Source organism: Shewanella sp. BJSY2023SW001, from assembly GCF_047314685.1.
Classification (GTDB): Bacteria; Pseudomonadota; Gammaproteobacteria; order Enterobacterales; family Shewanellaceae; genus Shewanella; species Shewanella indica.
This window is the reverse complement of the sequence record NZ_JBKORF010000042.1, coordinates 25,882-48,012: the sequence shown is the minus strand read 5'-3', so window position 1 is coordinate 48,012 and position 22,131 is coordinate 25,882. Positions and strand designations below refer to the sequence as shown.

Below are 22,131 nucleotides of genomic sequence, written 5' to 3'. Positions count from 1 at the left end.
TACAGCTAAAGATCAGTTACAACTTTTCACTAACAAGGGAATCGCCCGGCGACTGCCGGGTGATTCAAATGCTGCTCAGTTGTTCAACTGGCTTTGCAGTCGCCGCAGTGCCGTTTTGATTTTGCGAGTGTTGTCGGGCCCCATACGTACCAGCATTTTCTGCGCGTTGGGCAGGGCTTCCAGCTTGGGATCGACAAACTTGTAGTTCACACTGATGGCATACAGCTCGATAGGATCTTCTATTACAGGGGTAGCCAACAGCACCTTGATGGCTTGTTGCATCCGCTCATCGAATTTGAGGTTGGGATAACCCAGCTCATCGAATGCCTGCTCCAGCAGCGGCGACAATTGACGATAGGTGTTGAGCAGCTGCTCGTCGTTGAGCCCGGTGAGGAAGTCAGCGTAAAGGTCGTATCTGTGGTAGCTATCCGGATCCAGATAAGTCTTGTTGGCAATTTCAGATACAGTGAAGGTGTCGCTCGGGCCTTTCATCGGACTGGTTTTACGAGCCAGTTCACCTTGGGCCAGATTATCGACAAACACCACGAACTGGCGTACCAGATCTTGTTCAACCAGCAGTGGCTCTATCTTCATACCATCGGCCATGGCCACGGCCTTTTCATGAACATACTCATCACTTTCGGCCAGTGAAGGCAGGGGTTGTTCCGGCTCGACTTCGGGCTGAACCACTTCAGGTTCAGGCTCGGGCATGGTTTCAGGTTCAGGCACCTGAACCTGGGTTGGCAGCGGTTCGCTGGGCGCGGGTTCAGGGAGTTCAACCTGGGTGGGTTCTGCTGTTTGCTGCGGCTCTTGTTCGCCGCTGAAATAGTAGTAGGCTCCTCCTGCAATCAGCAATACCAACACTAGCAGGATGATAACAATGCCACTGTTGCCAGAGGACTTTTCCTGCGGCGCGATTCTATCTTCTTGATTGACTTGCATTGGATTTCCTTTCATTGATACCTGTGAGGCAGCGCTTCTCCCATTCTGCAAATATTGGCCATCTTGTCCAGCTTTCGGCCATTTAGCAGCAAGATTTATTTGTGAAATATTGCCAGTAGAGCAGATCCTGTGGTGGCTGACTTGAACCCCGGCTGAACTCTCGGCAATTTTGTGACGTTTTTAGCGCACTAGGCCTGAACATATTGCTGCCGGTCGCCCAGCCAGCGCTGAATGATGGCATCGACATTCTCCGGTGCCTGGCTCATCACATGACGGGCCAGTTTCTGGATGTGGGGAATAAGCGCCTGATCCCTGACCAAATCGGCCACTTTCATATCGGCTATACCTGTCTGGCGGGTGCCCAGCACCTCACCCGGGCCGCGGATCTCCAGATCTTTTTGGGCAATCACAAAGCCGTCGTTGCTCTGACGCAATACCCCAAGCCGTTTGGTAGCCGTGTGTGACAGCGGTGCCTTGTACAGCAGGACGCAGTGGCTGGCCACGGCGCCGCGACCGACCCGGCCGCGCAACTGGTGCAACTGCGCCAGCCCCAGCCGTTCCGGGTTCTCGATGATCATCAGACTGGCGTTGGGCACATCGACCCCCACTTCAATGACAGTGGTGGCCACCAACAACTTGAGCTCGCCGCGTTTGAAGCTGTCCATGACTTGTTGTTTTTCGGCGCTCTTCATACGGCCATGTACCAGGCCTATGCTCAGCTCCGGCAGGGCGGCACGCAGTTCTTCACAGGTGTCTTCGGCTGCCTGGCATTCGAGCACTTCGGATTCCTCGATAAGGGTGCAGACCCAGTAGGCCTGGCGACCGTCATTGAGCGCCGCCTGACGTACCCTGTCGATTACCTCCTGACGCCGACTGTCACTGATGGCCACTGTGGTGACCGGGGTACGCCCCGGCGGCAACTCGTCAATGATGGAGGTATCCAAATCCGCATAGGCTGTCATCGCCAGGGTGCGAGGAATAGGGGTCGCCGTCATGATCAACTGGTGGGGATGAAAACCCTGGCTGATGCCTTTCTCTCTCAGCCCCAGGCGCTGATGCACGCCGAATCTGTGTTGCTCATCTATGATGATCAACGCCAGCTTGTGAAACTGTACCTGCTCTTGAAAGATGGCGTGGGTGCCTATCACCATGTGGGCACTGCCGGAGGCGATATCCTCCAGCGACTGGGCTCTGGCTTTGCCTTTGAGCTTACCCGCCAGCCAACCGACCTTGAGCCCCAATGGCTCCAGCCATTGGCTGAAATTAATCGCATGTTGCTCGGCCAACAGCTCAGTGGGCGCCATCATGGCCACCTGATAACCGTTTTCTATCGCCTGCAGCGCCGCCATGGCGGCCACCAGGGTCTTGCCCGAGCCGACATCGCCCTGAACCAGGCGCATCATGGGTTGTGGCTTTTCAATATCACGGCCGATATCTGCCACCACTCGCTGCTGCGCCCCCGTAGGTTTAAAGGGTAAGGCGGCGAGGAAGGGATTGAGCAAAGCGCCGGTGGCGGGCAAAGGCACAGCTTTGTCATGATTGCTTCGCTCTCTGAGCTTGAGCATAGACAGGTTATGCGCCAGCAGTTCTTCCTGTACCAGGCGTTGCTGCGCCGGGTGTTGCCCCTGTTCCAAGCGATAGATATCGACATCTGCCGGGGGCCTATGCAGGGTGCGCACCGCCTGGGCCAGACTTTGCTGATTGGGGCGCAGCGCCTCGGGCAGCAACTCTTGCAGTCCATCGTCCTGCAACAGGCTTAGAGCCTGCTCGGTCAATTTCATCCAACTGGCCTGCTTGAGCCCTTCAGTGGTGGGATAGATGGGCGTCAGGGTGTCGTTGAGGTTGGGCGGTTCGTCGCCCTTGAGTATCTTGTAATCCGGATGAATGATCTCGGCCTGGTGGTTACCTCGGCGCACTTCGCCATAGGCTCTAATGGTTAGCCCTTGTTGCATGGCATTGCGCTGGGCGGCAGAGAAATTGAAGAACCTCAGGGTCATGGTGCCGCTGTCATCACGGACATTGCAGATCAACATGCGCTTGCGGCCATTGATGATCTGGCTGGATTGGATTTCGGCTTCTATGGTGCCGTAGCTGCCGGGTGTGAGGCTGGCTATGGGGTAGATGCGGGTTCTGTCTTCATAGCGCAGCGGCAGGTGGAACAGCAGATCCTGTACCGTGTTGATTCCGAGCTTGTGCAGTTTCTCAGCCATTTTAGCGGCTACGCCTTTAAGCTCGGTGATAGCAATAAGATCCAGTCTCTGCAAACCTTTAGCACCGGATTACTGTGAATTTATACATATACTATCAGAGAAATAGCCCTTGGCAATGCGTTGCTTTTATCGGCCGGGTAAAGTGTGGTGCAATGGCGGCAGGGCTTCTGCCTGGGTGGGCGGGTGTATGGCAAAAGCCCTGATATATTTGTGACGGATTAATCTGTCAGTGCCACCAGTTCAACAGGGTGACCAAGGGCTTTATCAGTAGCTGAACGCTGCCTATTACAAACAGCCAGGCGCCGATAAGGGTGTGAACGTCAGTGAGAAAAAAGAAGCTGCCCAGTAGAAAACAGAGCGCGACTATTAGGTCGCTTAGGGTATTGAACAAGGCGTGTTTGGGAAGAGGGGTGGCGGGGGCTTTGATATCTTGCTCGGCAAAATATCGCTGCTTACTGTCGATCATGGTTCCTTCTTGGTAGTTATGATTTGCCGCGATACCTTAACGCTGCTACCTTCCGAGTGCAAATCTAATTCCCTAATTATTTGTTTTAATGAGAATAAATATATCTACATAACCATAAGATTAAGTTAACAACTTGCATCTTGGATTCGGCAGGCTTGGCAAAAGAGTAGCGTAACTTAACGGCCCAGGCCTGAACCCTGGCTAACGGTTATTTCACCGTTAAAGCCTATCAGTTCGGCGAGTGTTTGTGCGTAGGCTCTGGCTTTGTCTGTGGCCTGCTTTTGAGGTTTGAACAGGCCAAAACCGAGTCGCTCACGCTCAGAAAAACAGAGTACCACGCTGACACTTATGAGCTCTTCGTCAGTCAGGTGTTCAAGCATGTGACTTCTGGATCTTTCGTTATAGGTATTGCGTTGCACCTTTATGCGGCAGAGTTGACTGAGAGGCTTGCTTTTCCCGCCCCGGAAGACGCAGCCTTGTTGCAGATCCAAAGTTACGGGTTTGAGCTGGCGGTAGAGGTTCAGGCCCATGATGATACCGCTGAGCCCCAGCACTATGGCTATGATGGCAGCCGTAAACCAAGTGTCCTGTCTGGCGGGGTCCAAGACGAGTACTCCCAGTATTCCGGCAAGCATCAATAATAGTCCCCAAAGCGCGTATTTCAGTTGCGTTTGCCTGCTGCGCCAGATGAGTTTCAACTTGCCCGGCTCAGCCTCGAGCTCTGTCATCAGCATATGCTGCTGATATTGGCAGAGCCTGGCCTGTTGTGGGTTTTTGGTCATAAAATGGTCGCCATGAAATCAGTAGTTTGTCGTAAAACTCAGTGCTCAAGCCAGTAGGCTCGAGTGAGCCGCTATCAGTTGCCAGCCGCTTGCCCTGTGCAGCCAAACCCGGGTAAAGCGAAAACGGCCGTTGGTCGGTGCTTTGGCATAGCTGCCTTGAATATTCACCTCCGCCGACACTATCGCAGTCCCCTGATGCAGTCGTATCTCTTCGGTTAGAGTGTCTATCCGAGTGATATTGAGCAGGCCTGAGCAGTGGGCATGCAGATCCTCTGCTTTGCCGAGCACTTGCCCCAGGTGATTGGTGAATATCAGCTGAGGCGACAACAGTCTATCCAGCAAATTGATATCCGAATTCAACATGGCGCTACGCAGTTGGCTTTCTAGTTGTTGAATCTCTGAGATGTGATTCATGGTTATTCCCAAGCCCTGATGAGTGACGGCAAAGAGGCAAGAAGGTTAAAAAATACTGACTTTGGCACACTTGCTGCAGTACCAGGAGTTCTGCCATTGGTTCAGTGCCGCGCGGTATTGCTGCATTGACTTTCGCCCTCCCAAGTAGTTTTTCCATAGCCAATCGGCGCTCAGGATCAGAGTAAAACTGGAGGCAAAAAAGCACAGCACTCCAAGCCAAAAACTGCTCCAGTTGCTGCCAGCCTGAAACCCCAGGTAGCCGCCCAATAGTAGCCCGGGGAAAGCCGCCAGAAATAGCACCAAGGGCTGAGGGTCAGATGGCGGCGAGCAGCGCTTGGCCAGTTTGGTTTGCAGTTGGGCGCTACCCTTGAGTTTTTGTTTTCCATGCACAGAAAAGGGCTGGTTGTTCCACACGGGTTTGGCCGAGGCGCTGACTGAAACTTCTGTTGTGTCTTCGGCATGAATGGCTTTGAAGTGTTTGATATTGTCTGAGCCGCAATGTCTGCAATGCATTGATTGTTCTCCTTAACTTGGATTAACCGGATCCCTGATGTTGCTCGTTCAAACAACTGCCTTTGAGTAACAAGTCTGAGCTGAACGCCGAGTCATGGTAAAGCTTTTAGCCTCTGGGTTGAACCCTGAGATGCCACGCTTGCGGTATATTTAAGTGAACCCGCATTAATGGATATAACAGTGAAATTTATCGGGCGTGTTGACCCTAAAAAAGCCAAGTCATTTTAGGGCTGGACAGCGCTTTACTTCCGATATTCGTAGAGCGGAACCGGTTTTTACCTGTTTTGGTAAGCCGACCTTGGTTTCTTAAACCCCTGCGATTGAGGCTCTGGGGCTCAGGATACAGGTCTCTGCGTAAGGTAAGGGAGTTATGTTTGTTTGAGCGCCTTTATCACCAGTGTCTTACTGATTTTTCCAAAGAGAAAAACATCCAACAACCGAGTAACTTACTCTCCGAAAAACTAACCTCAAGTTGTGAGCCCCTGCATAGTTAAATTGATTAACCTGAGTAGAATCCGCGCGCCAATAACATATGCGTAAACTCTATTTGGGGAGATATTGATGAAGTTGAGTAAAGTCGGTCTTGGGGTCACTGTGTTGATCTGCTCGCAACTGGCGGGTTGTATGGGGCAGATGGGGCTTTCAGGCATGTTGACCAAAGGCAATTTGAGTGCGGTGGATAACCGTTACGGCCGCGCCGGTTTGTACCTGTTGCTGGCGCCCGTCTATGGCATTACTGCCGCCGCCGATCTGTTTATTTTCAACAGTATTGAGTTTTGGACCGGCAAGAACCCTATTACCGGCAAGTCACCGGCCTTGGTAGATATGCCGGCCGATGCAGTGTTCAAGATCAATCATAAACTGGACAAGGATCTGACCACTGCCCCGGTAAAACTGAGCCGTGCCAGCATGTCAGCCATAGATGACAATACTTTGGCGATGACGCTGAGCTATGAAGATGGCACCGAGCAGGTAATGCTGGGGCGCAAGCAGGGGGAGATGGTGGACTTCTACCTGGATCAGCAATTCATTGCCAGTGTCAGCATAGCTGAAATGGAGAGTTATGTAGCGGCTCGCTCCTGAGCGCTTTTGGGCTGTTTTGGCCCTTAACTTGATGATATCCCGGGTTTTGATTATTCATTTTTGGTGTCAAAACCCGGGATTTTTTATGCTACTGCGGCTTGGCAATAAAGCTCTTCAGAAGCATTCAATTGTCAGTGGCGTACTCAGATTCAGGCGCTGGCGTGGGTGACCAGATAGCCCATATAGCCGCAGTAACCCAGCAATAATATGGCGCCTTCGCGGCGACCGATACGAAATCCGCTCCAGGCAAAGGGCAACACCAACAGTGCCAGGGTTAGCATCACGCTGAAGTCCAGGCTGCTGAAGCCGGCAGAGCTGATGGGGTGCACCAGGGCCGTGACCCCGAGGATCCCCAGCAGGTTAAACAGGTTGGAGCCAACCACATTACCTATGGCGATATCGCTCTGGCCCTTGAGTGCGGCCAAAATCGAGGTGACTAATTCCGGCATGCTGGTGCCTATGGCAATAATGGTCAGGCCGATCACTACTTCGCTGATACCGAAGGTACGGGCCAACTCGACTGCGCCATCGACAAACAGTATGCCGCCGCCCACCAACATGCCAATACCGGCGATGATAAACAGCAGCGACAGTAGAGGGTTCTTGGGGCCTTCAATAGGTTCATCGGTATCTTCGCCCTTGCTGCTGAAATAGCTGAGCAGCAGATAGCCTACCAGTAAGCTGGTCAGCACGGCGCCGTCAATCAGGCTCAGTTCACCGTCGAGTACCAGCAGCCACATCAGAATAGAGGCGCCTATCATCAGTGGAATGTCGCGTCTGACCATCTGTGTCTGAACGCCTATCGGGCGGATCAGTGCGGTCAGGGCCAGGATCAGACCGATATTGGCGATATTGGAGCCCACCACGTTACCCAGAGCAATGCCCGGGCTACCGGCCAGTGCTGACTTAACGCTCACTGCCAGTTCGGGAGCACTGGTACCGAAGGCGACGATCGTCAGGCCGATCACCAGAGGGGCGATTCCCAGACGCAGGGCGATGACGCTGGCGCCGCGAACCAAGGCTTCGGCTCCCAGAGTCAAAATTAAGAAGCCGCCGAGAATAGAGAGTGCAATCAACATTGAAAACCGCTTTTCCTGTCAGTAAGGTGCCATACATACCGGCACCGATGAATGTATTTGGGCTGCCAGCATAAGGTTTTTCCCCCCGAAGGCAACCCCTTTTTGACAGAATATGTCATAAAAATCCCGGCCGGAGCCGGGATAATCAGATAAATCAGGATAAGGGCTTTAGATTTCGTCTTCCCAGACGACCTTGGCGCCGCGGACGCCTTCCATCCGACTGGCGTATCTGCTCTCCAACACATGGCGCTTGATTTTCAGCGTTGGGGTCAGCACATCGTTTTCTATGGTCCAGGGCTCCTTAACCACCAAAACAGCTTCCACGGTTTCATGGGACTCCAGGTTGGGGTTAACCGCATCCACAGTGGCCTTGAGCGAGGCGCGTACCTCTTCTCTGGCTTGCAACGCCGCCCCTTCAGAGAGTTGCACCAAAGCCACTGGGTGGGGTAGTCCCAGGCCGATGACGCAGATAAGCTCCACATGGGGATCCTGCGCCATCTTACGTTCAATCGGCACTGGCGCCACATACTTGCCCTTGGCGGTCTTGAAGTTATCCTTGACCCGGCCTGTGATGCTGACGCAACCGTCGGCATCTATGGCGCAGAGGTCGCCGGTGAGGAAAAAGCCCTCTTCATCGAAGGCGGCGGCTGTGGCTTCCGGCGCCTTGTAGTATTCACGCATCAATCCCGGGCTCTTCACCAGCAGTTCGCCATTGGCCGCCTGCTTGACTTCGCAGCCGATCACCGGCTTGCCGACAGTGCCTATCTTACTGGCATCGAAGGGGAAGTTGATAATTGAGTAGGCGCAGTTTTCCGTCATGCCCCAGGCTTCGCAGATATCCAACCCTATGTTGTGATACCACTCCACCAGTGACGGAGGTATGGGCGCCGAACCTGAACCGAGCAAACGACACTTATCCAGCCCCAGGCCCTTATGGATCTTGCGTTTGACCAGATGGCTGATGAGGGGGATCTTCAGTAGCAGATTGAGCCTGGCGTAGCCGACCTTATCGATAATGTTCTTTTGGAACAGGGTCCACAGCCGAGGTACCGAGAAGAATACGGTTGGCCGCATTCGCTGCACATCGGCAACAAAACTGTCGAGGCTTTCGACAAAGGCAACGCAAGAGCCGGAATAGAAGGAGGAACCCTCTATCGCCACCCGCTCTGTGATATGAGCCAGCGGCAGGTAGGACAGCAGTCTGTCTTTACCATCTGTCTTGAGATCGCGCACCACGGCATTACAGGTCCAGCCGTAACTGCCGAAGGTTTGGATGGCGCCCTTGGGCTTGCCGGTGGAACCTGAGGTGTAGATCAGCGTCATTACCTGCTCGGCCTCGGGATAAGGGGCATCCACCAGAGGTGTACCGAGATTCAACAGTTGCTGCCAGTGATATTGAGCCGGCATGGTGTCATAAGGCATCGCCAGGCGCAGAATATCACCGCCGACACCGGCTTCCTGATCGGCCCAGTGATCCAGTTTACCCAGTATGATGGCCTTACAGCCACTGTGTTCCAGCACGTAGCGTATGGTATCGGCATTGGCCGTGGGGTAGATGGGCACACTGATATAGCCGCCGTGCATCAGCGCTAGATCGGTAATGAACCACTCGGCGCAGTTTTTTGACAGCACGGCTATCTTGTCGCCGGGTTGCAGCCCCAAGTGACGCAGGCCGCCGCAGAGTTGTTGCACCTTGGCCTGTACCTGACGCCAGGTCAGATCCTGATATTGGCCGTTGATTGGCTGCCTGAGATAGATCTCATCGCCTTGAGTCTCTACCCAGTGGTCGAGCATTTCCACCGGGCTCTTGAATGATGCTTCCATGGGGTGTCCCCTTTACTGTTCTTGTTATCTGCGTAGCTGCAGCTTCCCCCACGGCGGCTGCAACGATCTGATTATCTGTTAGTTTCGCTATGCAGTGGCCAAACCAGTATGGCGACAATTGTGATCTGGTGCAATATTTAATCGGTTGTTTGAAATGCTTCACAGTTCCTGGATGGGTTCACGCATCCGTTGCCACCAGTCGGCAGCGGCGACTATCTGGCCCTGCGCGTCTATGGTCGGGTAGGGAATGCCTTTGCGCCGACAGGCTTTGGCATAAATGGGATGGCCTTGCTCAAACAACATGGTCTGGCAATAGTCATTGTCCAGCTTGCGACTGCCATAGAGGCCGGCCTCTTGCCGCTGACGCTGCGCCTCATACAGCAGCAGCGCCGACGCCACCGAGACATTGAGGGATTGCACCATGCCGACCATGGGGATCACTACCTGCTCGTCGGCGGCGGCCAGGGCTTCGGCGCTGATGCCATCACGTTCATTACCGACAATAAAGGCGGTGGGGCGGCGGTAATCCAGCTCCCGAAAGTCGCGGGCCTGAGGGCCGAAATGGGTGGCGACCAGCTGCATTCCGCGCGCCTTGCAAGCCTTGACTGCCGAGGCAAAGTCATAGTGTTTAATGGTTTTTACCCACTGCTGGCTGCCGGAGGCGGTATTGCCGGACAGGCGCATATCGGCATCGGGCCAGACCGCATGAATTTCGTGGATACCCACAGCATCGGCACTGCGCAGCGCGGCGGAAATATTGTTGCTCTTGTGGACTCTGTCCAGGATCAGGCTCAGATCCGGCTGGCGCATGTCCAGCATTTGGTTGATGCGAGCGAAGCGTTCGGGGCTCATTGGCGGGGGATCCTATATGAAAAAGGGCGCCGTAGCGCCCTGTATTTGGGAGGGAACTCAGAGTTCCATCACACCGTCCATCTCGACCAGAGAACCCTTTGGCAGCTCTTTCACGCCTATGGCGGCGCGGGCCGGGTAAGGCTGGTTGAAGTAACGGCTCATGATTTCGTTGACCGTGGCAAAGTTGCCCAGATCCAGCATATAGATATTCAGTTTGACGATATCGGCCATGGAACCGCCGGCGGCTTCACAGACGGCCTTGAGGTTGTCGAATACCCGTACAACCTGGGTTTCAAAGTCGTCACCGGCCAGTGCCATGGTGGCTGGGTCCAGCGGGATCTGCCCGGACAGGTAGACAGTGCTGCCCACTTTGACTGCCTGGGAGTAGGTGCCGATAGCGGCGGGAGCCTTGTCTGTTGCTATGATGATCTTCTCTGCCATAACGCTCTCTCTTTTTCTGTTATCAACGGTTACGGGATGTACGCAGAACCTCGGGCAGTACCCTGATTCGGCGCATAACATTTGCCATGTGGATCCGGTCGCGAACCGAGATGCGCAGGTTGATCAGATAGACGCGGCCATCGCGCTCTTCGGTGCTGAGATTGTGAATATTGGAGCCTTCGGCGGCAATGATATTGGTGATCTTCGCCAACGCGCCCTGATGGTTGACGATTTCGACCCTCAGGTTGGCCTGGAATTCGACCCCATCGACGGCATCCCATTGCACCGGAATATACTTGTCCGGCTCGCCCTGATAGCCGCGGATGTTGGCGCAGTTTTCCATGTGCACCACCAGGCCCTTGCCTGGGCTTACGTGAGCAATCACGGCATCCCCAGGAATGGGGCGGCAGCAGTTGGCGAAGGTAACCAGCATGCCTTCGGCGCCGCGGATCGGCATCAGCTTGTGCTCATCATGCTGTTTCTGCGGCTCTATCTTGTCGCCCTTGAGGCGTTGGGCTATGACTATGCTCATGGCATTGCCAAGACCTATGTCGGCCAACAGTGATTGCAGATCGGCGTGTTTGGTGTCTTTGACTACCTTGTCTATCTGCGCCGGATCTATCTGTTCCAGCTTGGTTTCGCCCAGCGCATGGTTCAGCAGACGCCTACCCAGGGTGCTGGCTTCGTCCTGCTTGAGGTTCTTGAGCACCTGACGGATTTTGGCGCGGGCCTTGCCGGTAACCACGAAGTTGAGCCAGGCGGCGTTGGGGCGGGCGCCCTTGGCGGTGATGATCTCGACCGTTTGCCCGGAAATCAGCGGCTGACTCAAGGGGTAGGCCTGGCGGTTGACCCGGGCGCCGACACAGGTGTTGCCCACATCTGTGTGTACCTCATAGGCGAAGTCCACTGCGGTGGCGCCTACCGGCAGTTCCAGAATGCGGCCCTCGGGAGTGAATACATAGATCTCTTCCGGGAACAGCTCTGTCTTGACGTTTTCAACAAATTCAAACGAGGTGGAAGCACTCTGCTGCAGTTCCAGCAGGCTTTGCATCCATTTGCGGGCGCGCAGCTGGGTAGTGGTACCCGAGGCGCCGGTCTGGCCACTCTTGTACATCCAGTGGGCCGCAACCCCTTTATCGGCCATCTGGTCCATGTCTTCGGTACGGATCTGAATTTCCACCGGTACCGCATGGGGACCAAACAGCGAGGTATGCAACGACTGATAGCCGTTGGCCTTGGGAATGGCGATATAGTCTTTAAACCTGCCCGGACGCGGCTTGTAGAGGCCGTGCATCACCCCGAGCACCCGATAACAGGTGTCTATGGAGTCCACTATCAAGCGGAAGGCATAGATATCCATCACTTCTTGGAATTGCAGCTCTTTGCTGCGCATCTTGTTGTAGATGGAATAGAGGTTCTTTTCCCTGCCCTTGACCTTGCCCTTGATACCCACATCTTCCAGGCGGGTACGAATGGCGGTTTCTATGCTTTGGATCAGTTCCTTGCGGTTACCGCGGGCGGCACGAACCACCTCTTTGAGTACCCGATAGCGCATAGGGTAATAGGCCTGAAAGCCGAGATCTTCCAACTCTGTCTTGATATTGTGAATACCCAAACGGTTGGCGATGGGGGCGTAAATTTCCAGGGTTTCGCGGGCAATGCGGCGACGTTTGTCCGGCCGCAGGGCGCCCAGGGTGCGCATATTGTGGGTGCGGTCGGCCAGTTTGATGAGGATCACCCGGATATCCTGGGTCATGGCCATCATCATCTTGCGGAAGTTTTCCGCCTGGGCCTCTTTCTTGTCGCGGAATTTGATCTTGTCGAGCTTGGAGACACCTTCCACCAGTTCCGCCACCGAGGTGCCGAACAGTTCGGCCAGATCCTGATGGGTAACTTGGGTGTCTTCTATGGTGTCGTGCAGCAGGGCGGCCATCAGCGTCTCATGGTCGAGACGCATTTCGGCCAGGATGCGGGCAACCGCAACCGGATGGGTAATATAGGGTTCGCCACTGGTACGCATCTGCCCTTCATGGGCATCACGCGCCACCTGATAGGCCTGCTTGAGTAATTCTACCTGCTCCGGCTCCAGATAACTGGCGGCAGACTCCTTGAGACCTTCAAACAGATACAAGTGGCTGTTCTCCTAAGAATGTGCCTTAGAGTGAAGAGTTACCTTCTGCAATCGCTGCCACGGCAGCAATTTCAGCTGCTTCGCGCTCACGTACGCTCTGACGCTCATCGGCATCCAGAGTCGCTGAGTTAACCAGTCCCTGTTCGATTTCGCGCAGTGCGATAACAGTGGGTTTGTCGTTTTGCTCTTCAACCAAAGGATCTTTACCCTGGACGGCGATCTGACGGGCACGACGCGCCGCAACCATGATCATATCAAAACGGTTGCCGATTTGTTTAACGGCGTCTTCTACAGTAACGCGAGCCATGTGTTGAAACTCCAGTGATTTGAATGGAAAAAATGACGCAAAATTGTACACGAAGGCAATTAATCTGCCAACAGACCCTTAAGCATATCATTGTGAGTATTAATTTGACTAGCACGAGTCAGGCGTTGTGAGCGAATGATCGCGCTCAGATCCCCCAGTGCAGTCTCAAAATCGTCGTTGACTATGATGAAATCATACTCTTTATAGTGCGACATTTCTGACACTGCCTGTGCCATGCGGGAGGCGATGACTTCGCTGCTGTCCTGACCGCGACCGGTCAGACGGCGCTCCAGCTCTTCGCGGGACGGTGGCAGAATAAAGATGCCGATGGCCTCGGGCATCAGTTTCTTCACTTGCTGGGCACCCTGCCAGTCGATATCCAGGAACACATCTATGCCCCGTTCAAGCGTTTCTTCAATGACCTTGCGGGAAGTGCCATAAAAGTTACCGAAGACTTCGGCCCACTCGAAGAAGGCTTCTTCGGCAATCAGCGCCTTGAACTCCTCCACCGACACATAATGATAGTGCTGGCCGTTAACCTCTCCCGGGCGGGGCTGGCGGGTGGTGTGCGATACGGAAACTTGTTTGTCGGCCGGTTTATTGGCCAGCAGGGCTGCAATCAGTGACGATTTGCCCGCTCCACTGGGGGCCGAGACAATAAAGAGGTTTCCGCGTGCGCTCATAATATTTGGGTTCCAAGTCTTTGGTTGCAAAAAATCGGTGATTAATGAGGGAAGCTACGAACTCTGGTCTGCCGTTATTCTGGATTGAACAGGAGTTCAAGGCAGCTTCCTTAAGGGCAGCTATTATATAGGCAGGCAACGCTGCCATGCCAGTGGCGCTGACAATTGCCATCAAATTCGTTAGTCTGCCATCAAATAAGTCGGCCGATTTTTTAAGGGGTTCTGTGCTGTATAAATCGCTCATCTGTATTCAGGGTTACGACAATGGTCTGCGACATGCGGCCATCAGTGGCGCCGTTTATTTTTTACTACTCGTGTTGGGGCTACTTTCCGGTGGCGGTAGTTTCATCTGGTTACCCGGGATTTTGCTGGCACCGGTATTACTGCTCAGTTGTCGTCGTCGCCTGGGTGACGGTGGCCTTAATCCCTGGTTGTCACTGATAGCTCTGCTGCCTTGGCTTATTCTGTTGTTGACCTTAGGTAGCGGCCAGGAAGGCAGTTACCTGATAGGAGCCCTGGTGCTGGCTTTGGCGCTGCATACAGGTTTGGCACTGTTGCCTGGAGGGAATCGCGGCCGCGGCGCCAGAAGCCAGCGAGACTATGTGCAGGGATACTGTGGCCCTGTGCCTTTGAGCGCTGAGCGCAAAAACAAGATAAGAAGGGTCGAGCCAACCCTGGGCGGCGCTTCAGTTCTTGAACCTGAACCTGAACTTGCGCCTGGGTATGCTGCCGAGCGCGGCGCTGCTGAGTATAACGCCGTCCATGACCTCAGTCATGATGCCATCTCCTATGGACCTGGCCGCAGCCGTTATTTTGACTCGGCGCCGAGTGATGGCGATGCCTCTGAGATAAATACAGAGCCTGGTTGGCATACAGATAAGCAAGCCCGGCATAAGGTCAATAGCGCTGAGTCTGGGTTTGATGATGAGGTAGACCGCACCGGCTCCTTGTCGGTATTGCTGCTCTCCTGGCGCGATGCCGTAATGCAACTTTGGCAGCGGCTTGGCGGCTTTTCGGCCGCCCAGCGTAAGGGCTTTGCCATAGCCGCTCTGGTCACAGCGCTGCTTGGCTTGGGATTGATCATATGGCTGCTGTGGCCTCAGGCTGAGCCTAATGACGCATCAGGCCGTGATGAGACGACAGAGATTGTGGCCGAAACCTCCGACAGGGTGACAGTGCGCCTGCCGGACAGCTTCAGTCTATCGCTCGATGGTGACTTGCTGCGTATGAGCTGGCTTGGTGATACTGACGCCCCAGGCCCCTTGTGGGATCTGGCTACCGCCAAGGGCGATCGCCGCTGCGCCGAGCTGGTGTTTAACAATGGCACTGGCTACCGTCCCATGTCGGTCGTTATCGGCGATAACGGCAAGGTAGAAGCGGCCTTCAGCCCTCTGGACAGTCAGGTGATTGTTCAGGATATGGCGCGGCGGGGCTCGGTTAAGCTCTGCGGTTATGACTTCAGCCTCAAGGGCAGTCAGGCGGCATTGGGTTCTGTTCCGGCCTTTCGGCAGTTTATTGAATAGGGTGTATATTGGCGTACGGTTAACCACAGCTTTGATTCATCAGAGCTGTGATTCTGTTATACTGCCTCGCTTCTTTCGGCTCGGCTTTCTTCGCGGCATATTCGACAGTTTATGGATACAAAATTAACTCTGGTGATTATGGCCGCCGGGCTGGGAAGCCGTTTTGGCGGTGATAAACAGTTGGCGGCATTGGGGCCCAATGGGGAAACCATGCTGCAATTGGCGTTACGCTCGGCCATCAAGGCCGGGTTTGCCCGTGCGGTGCTGGTTATCCGTCCTGAGCTTGAAAGCGAGATCCGTCGCCAGTTAAGCGACTTCCTGCCTTCCGGGTTTGAGTGGCATCTTTGTTATCAGACGCTGGACGATCTGCCACAGCCGGTATCGGCAAGGCAGACAGGGGATATCACAAAGCGCCACAGTAACAGGCAAAAACCCTGGGGCACGGCGCATGCCCTCTGGAGTGCCAGGCATCTGGTCGATGGCCCCATGGCAGTGATCACCGCAGATGATTATTATGGCGATCATGCCTTTGTGCAGTTGGCCGAAGGGCTTAGGCAATATCCCAATGAATGGATGATGGTGGCCTGGCCGCTGGGACTGACCTTGTCCGATCATGGCGGGGTGAATCGTGGCCTGTGTGAGGTCAATGGGAAGGGTTACCTGACTTCGGTGCAGGAGTGGCTCGATATTCGTCCAGGCACCCATGGCCTTGAGGGAGAGCTTCAGGGTGAACGCCGGCCGATAGCCGCCGATGCCTTGGTATCCATGACCTGCTGGGGCTTTTCGGCGAATATATTTACCGCACTGGAACAAGGGCTCAGACGCTTTTTGGCAACCCATGGTGATGACCTTAAAGCCGAGTGTTATCTGCCTGCGATAGTGCAAAATGCAATCGAGCAGCCAGACCCAGAGCCGTGTCAGCAACAGCAAAATCCAGCCACCCGCAGTGTCAGGGTGGAAATCGCCCGCGAGGCCTGGTTGGGAGTGACATATCCCCAGGATGCCGCCCGGGTGAAACAGCAATTACAGGAGTTAATGGGTGCTTGAACTTATTCGGCAGCAGGTGCTGCCTCACTTCGGGATCCCTGATAATGCCAAAATCAGCCCGCTGGGTAATGGTCATATCAACGACACCTTTCTGATCCGCAGCTCCGATGATGAACTTGTGCTGCAAAAGATCAACACTCAAGTATTCCGTGCGCCCAACGCCTTGGTTAACAATGCAGCCAAGGTCAGCGAGCATTTGAGTCAGTGTGCTGCTGAAGGCGGCTATCAACTGCAGCTGATAAGGCCTGTGATGACCCGCGAGCAGCAGTTGGCGGTGGATCTCGGTGAACAGGGATTCTGGCGCGCCATCAGTTATCTGCCTTTCAGTCAGAGCATCGAAGTGGTGCGCTCTGAGGCCGAGGCCGAACAGGCGGCGCGTGCCTTTGGCCATTTCGCGCGCGCCCTGAGCCAAGTAGACCCCCATGAACTGGAAGATGTGATCCCCAAGTTTCATCATCTGCCAGGCAGAATCGAAGCACTTTCCAAGGCGGTTGCCGAGGACCCGCTTGGGCGCCTGCAGCACTGTCGGCAGTGGGCCGAGTTGGCCTTGTCCCAGCAATCGCTGCTTGCGGAGCTTGAAGATACCTGTGCCTGTTTGCCGCTGCGGATTTGCCACAACGACACCAAGATCAACAATATGCTGTTCGACAAGCGTGATATGTCCAGCATGGCCATCATAGATCTCGACACCTGCATGAAGGGTTTCCTGATGTATGACTTCGGCGACATGGTGCGCACCTTCTGCTCGCCCGAGGCCGAAGACTCCACCGCACTCGATAAGGTCAGAGTCAGGCCCGAAGTGTTTGCCGCCATCTGCCGGGGTTACCTGGCAGAGCTGGGCGAGGTGTTGACGCCACTGGAGCGCCAGAGTCTATGGCTGGGCGCCAGAGTCATTTGTCTTATGATAGGTGTGCGTTTCCTTACCGACTATCTGTTGGGGGATAAGTATTTTCATATCCATCGCGAAGGTCACAACCTGGACAGAGCCGCCAACCAGTTCACCCTCTATCTCAGCTTATTGCAGCAGAGCGAGGCCCTAGAGGCGTGCTTGGTTTGAGCATCTCGCCGTCTCTGAAAAGGGGCGGTGAGAGGTCTCCTTTACGATATTGTCTGGAAAATCTGCTGGCGATGCAGGGCTAGATATTCTTCTGCCGGGGCAAACTTGTTTGGTAGACGAATCGGCTGGTTTTCAAAGCGCTCAAAACTGTCACTCAAATATCGATTTTTTTTCGTCAGGAGTTTAGGGGATAGCAGCAACTCCAGATGGGAATTCAAGGTGATCAAGCCTTTGTCAAAAGCGGCGTCATGCAAGCTGGAAAGACACAGGCCGTTACAGGGGTTGAGACGTTGGTTAGGCTCTTGGCTCCAAGGCACTATATGGCTGGCAATCAGTAACTCTGGAATGTCTAATCCTGTTATGCAACAGCGAAAATCATAGGCACTCAAAACCGAGCTTCTAAATACTTGTTGGCCGACTCTGGTCTTAGTCAGCGTCTCTCTTTCCCTACCGTGAAAATCGTCAGTCCCTGCGGACTTTACATTTTGTGGCTCAGAGGATTGTGTTAACTGCAGGTGGGCAGCATAAGCTTTGAGATAGAAGGTTTCCCAGTCCTGGGTCATCTCTTGCCACATGGTTTTGTCGGCTCTAGAAGCACCAGGGAGTCCCCTGCGACCTGTAGAGGTGATGCTGGGGTCACAGCTGGCAATATTAGCCATCTTCATCGATAGCGATGAGGCCGACCTTTGCATGAGTTCGGCTATCTGGATTATTTCTGGGTTACGCTGGCTTATTCTGCCAAAGGGCGTGTGGCTATAAAGATAAAAAGCCACCAGTAGTTCATCCCGATCCCACCTACGTTGATTTGCCATAAGCCCTCCTAGAGACGCTGCCAGTATGGATATTATTCCTTTTAAATCAAATGGAAAATTTTCGGTTATTTATTCGTGTTCCCACCTATGCATTCGCTTTTGCTGCAAAAAATCTATCATGGTGCAGACCTTGGGCGGTGTGATACTGCAGCGCCTGGCGGCCAAGGCGCAAACCCGCCTGGCGGCAGCGGGTTGGACGCCGCCGACGTCAAGGCGTAAAATTCGCAACTTGTGTCCTGCATAACACTGTGTTTTCGGGTTATGGTTTTGGGTTTAAAGAAGAATGGAGAAACAGGAGAGAAGCATGCCGTACTCTAACAGTCAGGCTTATCAGTGGGTATTGTTCGATGCCGATGAAACCCTGTTTCAGTTCGATGCGCCGCGTGGGCTCAAGCTGATGTTCTCCCGTCATGGGGTGGATTTCAGCGATGCCGACTATGCCGAGTATCAGCAAACCAATGCGCCGCTGTGGGTGGCCTATCAGGACGGCAAGATTAGCGCCAGCGAGTTGCAACTGACCCGTTTCAGTCATTGGGCCAAACGTCTCGGGCGCACACCTTTTGAACTCAATAGCGCCTTTATGACGGCAATGGCCGATATCTGTGAGCCGCTTCCCGGGGCTGCTGAACTGCTTGATAGCCTCAAGGGGCGTGCCCGCCTGGGGATTATCACCAATGGTTTTACCGAGCTGCAGCAGGTGCGGTTGCAAAAGACCGGCTTTGCCGAACACTTTGATCTGTTGGTGATTTCAGAAGAGGTTGGTCTGGCCAAGCCGGATCCGGGTATTTTCGAACATGCGCTGACCAAGATGCAGCAACCCGAGCGTAAGCGGGTATTGATGGTGGGTGACAACCCTCATTCGGATATTCTTGGTGGCCTTAAGGCCGGTCTGGATACCTGTTGGCTCAATGTGAAAGGCGAGGCGGCTCCCGAAGGGATAACGCCTCATATCGAGGTACGTTCATTGAGTGAACTGCAAAAACAGTTATGTAATTGATCGCCGCTTCCACTACAAGATTGTCAAATCGAAGGCCCGCCACTATGCGGGCCTTGCGCATTTCTGCGTAGCTGATAAAACCGCCGCCCGCCAGTTACTACTTTTAAGGGGTGTAGATACACCTTTAAAACGACTGTTAAAAAACATGATCTTCATCAAGTGATAATCATTATCATTCGTATAATATTACGCAACTTTGTTGATTTTGGGAGATATCTGAGTGAAACCGACTTATCTGGCAGTTGTATTGGCGGCCCTGTTGAGCCCGCATTTGATGGCGGCAGAAGCAGAAAAAACGCAGGAGCCGGCAGCGGAAAACATAGAGCGCTTGAGTGTGGTAGGGGTTAGGCAGCGGCTGGAGCAAGCCGGCACTTTGGCCAACACTATAATGAAGACGGAAGTCGTTGACGCCAGCATCATAGAAAACAAGAATGCCGTTAATTTGTCGGAAGCCATAGATAACTCTCCCGGGGTAAAAGTCTCTAACGAATGCTCCATGTGCGGTGTAAAACGCATCATGCTCAACGGCATGAAAGGGGAACAGACCACGATTCTGGTGGATGGTTTGCCGGTGCATACCATGATTTCCGGTTATTACGCCGTCGATGCCATTCCCACAACCGGGATTGAACGCATCGAAGTGGCCCGCGGCGCCGGTGCTTCACTGATCGCCCCGGAGGCGATCGGCGGTACTATCAATATTATCAGTTATGAGCCCACCGAAAACGGCGCCGAGTTGGATGTCGCCGCAGGTGAAAACGGTTATCGCAAAGTGGGTTTCCTCGGCAAGGGCGTCAGTGAAGACGGCCGCACCCGGGCAACGCTGGTGGCTCAGTATGACGACAGAGATCAGTTCGACGCCGATGACAACAAGGTCAACGAGGCGCCACTGCAGGAAAACCGCAGCGTAACCGCCAGAATTTCCCAGGATATCGGCGACTTTGATAATCTGGTGCTGCGCATGGCCAATATTCAGTCGGAGATCTTTGGTGGCCCCATGCTGGGCAGCAGCTTTGCCGATGGCACCGCCTCCAGCATAGGCAATGTACTCTCAGGTTTTGATGATAAGCCCAGTGAGCCGCAACAGCTGTTTGAAGATGGTGATATCCGTAATCCCTATACCGGCAAGGCTTGGGAAACTACCGAATGGATCAAGACAGAGCGTAACGAGGCATCGCTGGCCTGGCTGAAGGAATTCAACGACGACTGGAACATGCACCTGGCGGTAAGCTATGCCGAGCACAAACAGGACTCCTTCTACGAAGGGTTTGACTATACCGCCGATGACAAGATGTGGTTCTTCGACGCCAGATTCAACTACCTACTTAACGACAGCCATCTGTTGACCTTTGGTGCCGATCTGCGTACCGAAGAGATGCGCTCTCACTCCCGCGCCGGCAGCGCCAACCCTGACTATGTCTCCGACTCTTTTGACTATGATGTCAAGGGCCTGTACCTGCAGGATACCTGGCAGGTGACCGATGACCTCGAAGTTGCCATGGCACTGCGTTATGACAGCATCACTGCCGACTTTACCGACCCCAGTAAACCGGGCACAGAGCTGGATGAGTCGATACTCTCGCCCAGAGTCGATATTCGCCTGCGTCATAATGAGCTGTGGACCTCGCGTCTGTCTGCCGGTCGTGGCTATCGGGCACCGCTGTCTTTCTTCGAGACTGATCACGGCATTCTGGATGGTTCACTGGGGTTTGATATCGACATCGATGAACTGGAGCGTTCCAACTCGGTGAACTATGCCCTGAGCTACGAAGGTGACAGACTCACCTCTACCGCCTCCGTGGCCTGGACCGAAGTCGAGCATCTGGCGGCGTTGACCACCAACGACCAAGGGATCCCATTGCTGACCCAGTTGGATGAGAAGGCCAGTGTGGTGACCACAGACATCGCTCTGGGTTATCGTCTGACCGATGACCTGACGGTAAACCTTACCGGCGAGCACTTCGACTATGACTCGGTATTCAAGTCTTCCTATGCCGTGGCACCTATCGAGGAGCGAGTGACCCTGAGCGTGGATTGGGACGTCAACGACTGGGAATTTTTCGCCAACCTGGTGTGGATTGGCAGCCGCGATCTGTCGCAGTATGGCTATGAAGGTTACAACCGCCTGGATGCCAACGGTAAGGTGGATCCCGACTCGAAGAAACGTACTGATGCGCCGTCCTACTTTACCCTGGACTTGCGTGCCAGCTATCAGTTCAACGACAACCTGTCTTTCTATACCGGGGTCAGCAACCTGTTTGACTACACCCAGGCCGGTGATGAAGAAAGCCCCTTGTTCTATGACGCCGAAGGCGCCTTCGATGTGGGTTACATCTATGGCCCGCTGCGTGGCAGAGAGATCTATGCCGGCATGAAACTGGTGTTCTGATTATGAAGCGCCTGGCTCTGGGAATATTGCTGTTGTGTGCCATGCCGTTGCAGGCCTCACAGCTGACCCGCGACTATCAGTTTCAGCCCCTTCGCGGGCAGGAACAACAGACGCTGGCACATCTCGAGGGCCAGAGTGCTGTGCTGATGTTCTTTGAGCCCGAGTGCCCCTGGTGTGTCAAGCAGGCGGCGGTGCTGAAAAAGTTACATCAGCTGTGTCCTGGTCATCTGCAGCCGGTGGCGCTCGGCGTCAATGGTAATCAACTGGCCCTGAAACGGGCGCTGTTTCGCCTCAACTTTCCGTTTGAGGCCTATAGAGCGCCAATGGAGCTGGTCAGGGATATGGGCGGCATTCCGGCAACCCCTATCTTGTTGCTGCTGGACAGCAAGGGCAGGTTAATTAAGGGCTATCGTGGTTTGACCGGGGAAGCCGAACTGCAGGCGCAGCTCTGCCCGGCGGCCTGAGTGAGCCAAATTCAAACCTGAACCCATCGAAATAAAAATGCCCGGCATCGAGCCGGGCATTTTGTTGTCAATCTTAAACCCCTCCCATGGAGGTGGTGATGTCTGGTGGCTGTTT

The 22,131-nt window shown here is 54.2% G+C and carries 22 protein-coding genes; 8 read left to right on the top strand and 14 right to left on the bottom strand.

The features are described 5' to 3' along the window. Positions 1-75 precede the first annotated feature (75 nt). From ACMHXH_RS09970 to ACMHXH_RS09945, 6 genes are all read right to left on the bottom strand, one after another. Positions 76-942, bottom strand: coding sequence for a DUF3014 domain-containing protein (locus ACMHXH_RS09970; protein WP_039034670.1), 867 nt, complete (start codon positions 940-942; stop codon positions 76-78). A 188-nt stretch (positions 943-1,130) separates the two neighbouring features. Further along, a complete protein-coding gene (gene recG, locus ACMHXH_RS09965) occupies positions 1,131-3,206 on the bottom strand; it encodes an ATP-dependent DNA helicase RecG (protein ID WP_039034669.1) in 2,076 nt (691 codons plus the stop codon). A 172-nt stretch (positions 3,207-3,378) separates the two neighbouring features. Beyond that, positions 3,379-3,618, bottom strand: coding sequence for a YrhK family protein (locus ACMHXH_RS09960; RefSeq protein WP_039034668.1), 240 nt, complete (start codon positions 3,616-3,618; stop codon positions 3,379-3,381). 176 nt (positions 3,619-3,794) lie between these two features. Next, complete coding sequence (locus ACMHXH_RS09955; RefSeq protein WP_319619137.1) at positions 3,795-4,400, bottom strand: hypothetical protein; 606 nt, start codon at positions 4,398-4,400, stop codon at positions 3,795-3,797. 45 nt (positions 4,401-4,445) lie between these two features. Continuing rightward, positions 4,446-4,814, bottom strand: a complete 369-nt coding sequence (locus ACMHXH_RS09950) for a nuclear transport factor 2 family protein (protein ID WP_319619138.1) — start codon at positions 4,812-4,814, stop codon at positions 4,446-4,448. Positions 4,815-4,859: 45 nt separating this feature from the next. Further along, positions 4,860-5,327, bottom strand: a complete 468-nt coding sequence (locus tag ACMHXH_RS09945; RefSeq protein ID WP_319619139.1) for a hypothetical protein — start codon at positions 5,325-5,327, stop codon at positions 4,860-4,862. A gap of 561 nt (positions 5,328-5,888) precedes the next feature. Here ACMHXH_RS09945 and ACMHXH_RS09940 point away from each other — a divergent pair. Continuing rightward, the gene (locus ACMHXH_RS09940) at positions 5,889-6,410 is read left to right on the top strand and encodes a DUF3332 domain-containing protein (RefSeq protein ID WP_039034665.1); all 522 of its coding nucleotides are present in this window, start codon (positions 5,889-5,891) and stop codon (positions 6,408-6,410) included. A gap of 149 nt (positions 6,411-6,559) precedes the next feature. Here ACMHXH_RS09940 and ACMHXH_RS09935 read toward each other — a convergent pair whose 3' ends face one another. From ACMHXH_RS09935 to gmk, 7 genes are all read right to left on the bottom strand, one after another. Continuing rightward, on the bottom strand, positions 6,560-7,489 hold the full coding sequence (locus tag ACMHXH_RS09935) for a calcium/sodium antiporter (RefSeq protein ID WP_039034664.1): 930 nt from the start codon (positions 7,487-7,489) through the stop codon (positions 6,560-6,562). Positions 7,490-7,657: 168 nt separating this feature from the next. Continuing rightward, on the bottom strand, positions 7,658-9,313 hold the full coding sequence (locus ACMHXH_RS09930) for an AMP-binding protein (protein ID WP_319619140.1): 1,656 nt from the start codon (positions 9,311-9,313) through the stop codon (positions 7,658-7,660). A 159-nt stretch (positions 9,314-9,472) separates the two neighbouring features. Next, on the bottom strand, positions 9,473-10,165 hold the full coding sequence (gene trmH, locus ACMHXH_RS09925; RefSeq protein WP_039034662.1) for a tRNA (guanosine(18)-2'-O)-methyltransferase TrmH: 693 nt from the start codon (positions 10,163-10,165) through the stop codon (positions 9,473-9,475). Positions 10,166-10,222: 57 nt separating this feature from the next. Next, positions 10,223-10,606, bottom strand: a complete 384-nt coding sequence (locus ACMHXH_RS09920; RefSeq protein ID WP_025888534.1) for a RidA family protein — start codon at positions 10,604-10,606, stop codon at positions 10,223-10,225. 22 nt (positions 10,607-10,628) lie between these two features. Further along, on the bottom strand, positions 10,629-12,737 hold the full coding sequence (gene spoT, locus ACMHXH_RS09915) for a bifunctional GTP diphosphokinase/guanosine-3',5'-bis pyrophosphate 3'-pyrophosphohydrolase (RefSeq protein WP_039034661.1): 2,109 nt from the start codon (positions 12,735-12,737) through the stop codon (positions 10,629-10,631). 25 nt (positions 12,738-12,762) lie between these two features. Further along, the gene (rpoZ, locus tag ACMHXH_RS09910) at positions 12,763-13,044 is read right to left on the bottom strand and encodes a DNA-directed RNA polymerase subunit omega (protein ID WP_025010112.1); all 282 of its coding nucleotides are present in this window, start codon (positions 13,042-13,044) and stop codon (positions 12,763-12,765) included. 59 nt (positions 13,045-13,103) lie between these two features. Next, positions 13,104-13,727 carry a guanylate kinase gene (gene gmk, locus ACMHXH_RS09905; RefSeq protein ID WP_039034660.1) on the bottom strand — a complete coding sequence of 208 codons (624 nt, stop codon included), beginning with the start codon at positions 13,725-13,727 and terminating at the stop codon, positions 13,104-13,106. A gap of 224 nt (positions 13,728-13,951) precedes the next feature. Between gmk and ACMHXH_RS09900 the strand changes: the two genes are divergently transcribed. From ACMHXH_RS09900 to ACMHXH_RS09890, 3 genes are all read left to right on the top strand, one after another. After that, entirely contained in the window at positions 13,952-15,250 is a 1,299-nt protein-coding gene (locus ACMHXH_RS09900) for a hypothetical protein (protein ID WP_144361423.1), read from the top strand. 111 nt (positions 15,251-15,361) lie between these two features. Next, positions 15,362-16,297 carry an NTP transferase domain-containing protein gene (locus ACMHXH_RS09895; protein ID WP_335911676.1) on the top strand — a complete coding sequence of 312 codons (936 nt, stop codon included), beginning with the start codon at positions 15,362-15,364 and terminating at the stop codon, positions 16,295-16,297. Beyond that, complete coding sequence (locus tag ACMHXH_RS09890) at positions 16,290-17,354, top strand: phosphotransferase enzyme family protein (protein ID WP_335911677.1); 1,065 nt, start codon at positions 16,290-16,292, stop codon at positions 17,352-17,354. Before ACMHXH_RS09895 ends, ACMHXH_RS09890 begins: the two co-directional genes overlap by 8 nt. Before the next feature lie 41 nt (positions 17,355-17,395). Here the strand turns inward: ACMHXH_RS09890 and ACMHXH_RS09885 are convergent, their stop codons facing one another. Beyond that, positions 17,396-18,166 carry an HNH endonuclease gene (locus tag ACMHXH_RS09885; RefSeq protein WP_039034656.1) on the bottom strand — a complete coding sequence of 257 codons (771 nt, stop codon included), beginning with the start codon at positions 18,164-18,166 and terminating at the stop codon, positions 17,396-17,398. A 118-nt stretch (positions 18,167-18,284) separates the two neighbouring features. Here ACMHXH_RS09885 and ACMHXH_RS09880 point away from each other — a divergent pair, with 118 nt between their 5' ends. The 4 genes from ACMHXH_RS09880 (at position 18,285) to ACMHXH_RS09865 (ending at position 22,016) form a co-directional block, all read left to right on the top strand. Then, on the top strand, positions 18,285-18,410 hold the full coding sequence (locus ACMHXH_RS09880) for a hypothetical protein (RefSeq protein WP_267959655.1): 126 nt from the start codon (positions 18,285-18,287) through the stop codon (positions 18,408-18,410). Positions 18,411-18,470: 60 nt separating this feature from the next. After that, complete coding sequence (gene yjjG / locus ACMHXH_RS09875; RefSeq protein WP_071476396.1) at positions 18,471-19,163, top strand: pyrimidine 5'-nucleotidase; 693 nt, start codon at positions 18,471-18,473, stop codon at positions 19,161-19,163. Positions 19,164-19,383: 220 nt separating this feature from the next. Then, positions 19,384-21,552, top strand: coding sequence for a TonB-dependent receptor plug domain-containing protein (locus ACMHXH_RS09870; protein WP_039034654.1), 2,169 nt, complete (start codon positions 19,384-19,386; stop codon positions 21,550-21,552). A gap of 2 nt (positions 21,553-21,554) precedes the next feature. Further along, on the top strand, positions 21,555-22,016 hold the full coding sequence (locus tag ACMHXH_RS09865) for a TlpA family protein disulfide reductase (RefSeq protein WP_162206604.1): 462 nt from the start codon (positions 21,555-21,557) through the stop codon (positions 22,014-22,016). Positions 22,017-22,131: the final 115 nt, after the last annotated feature.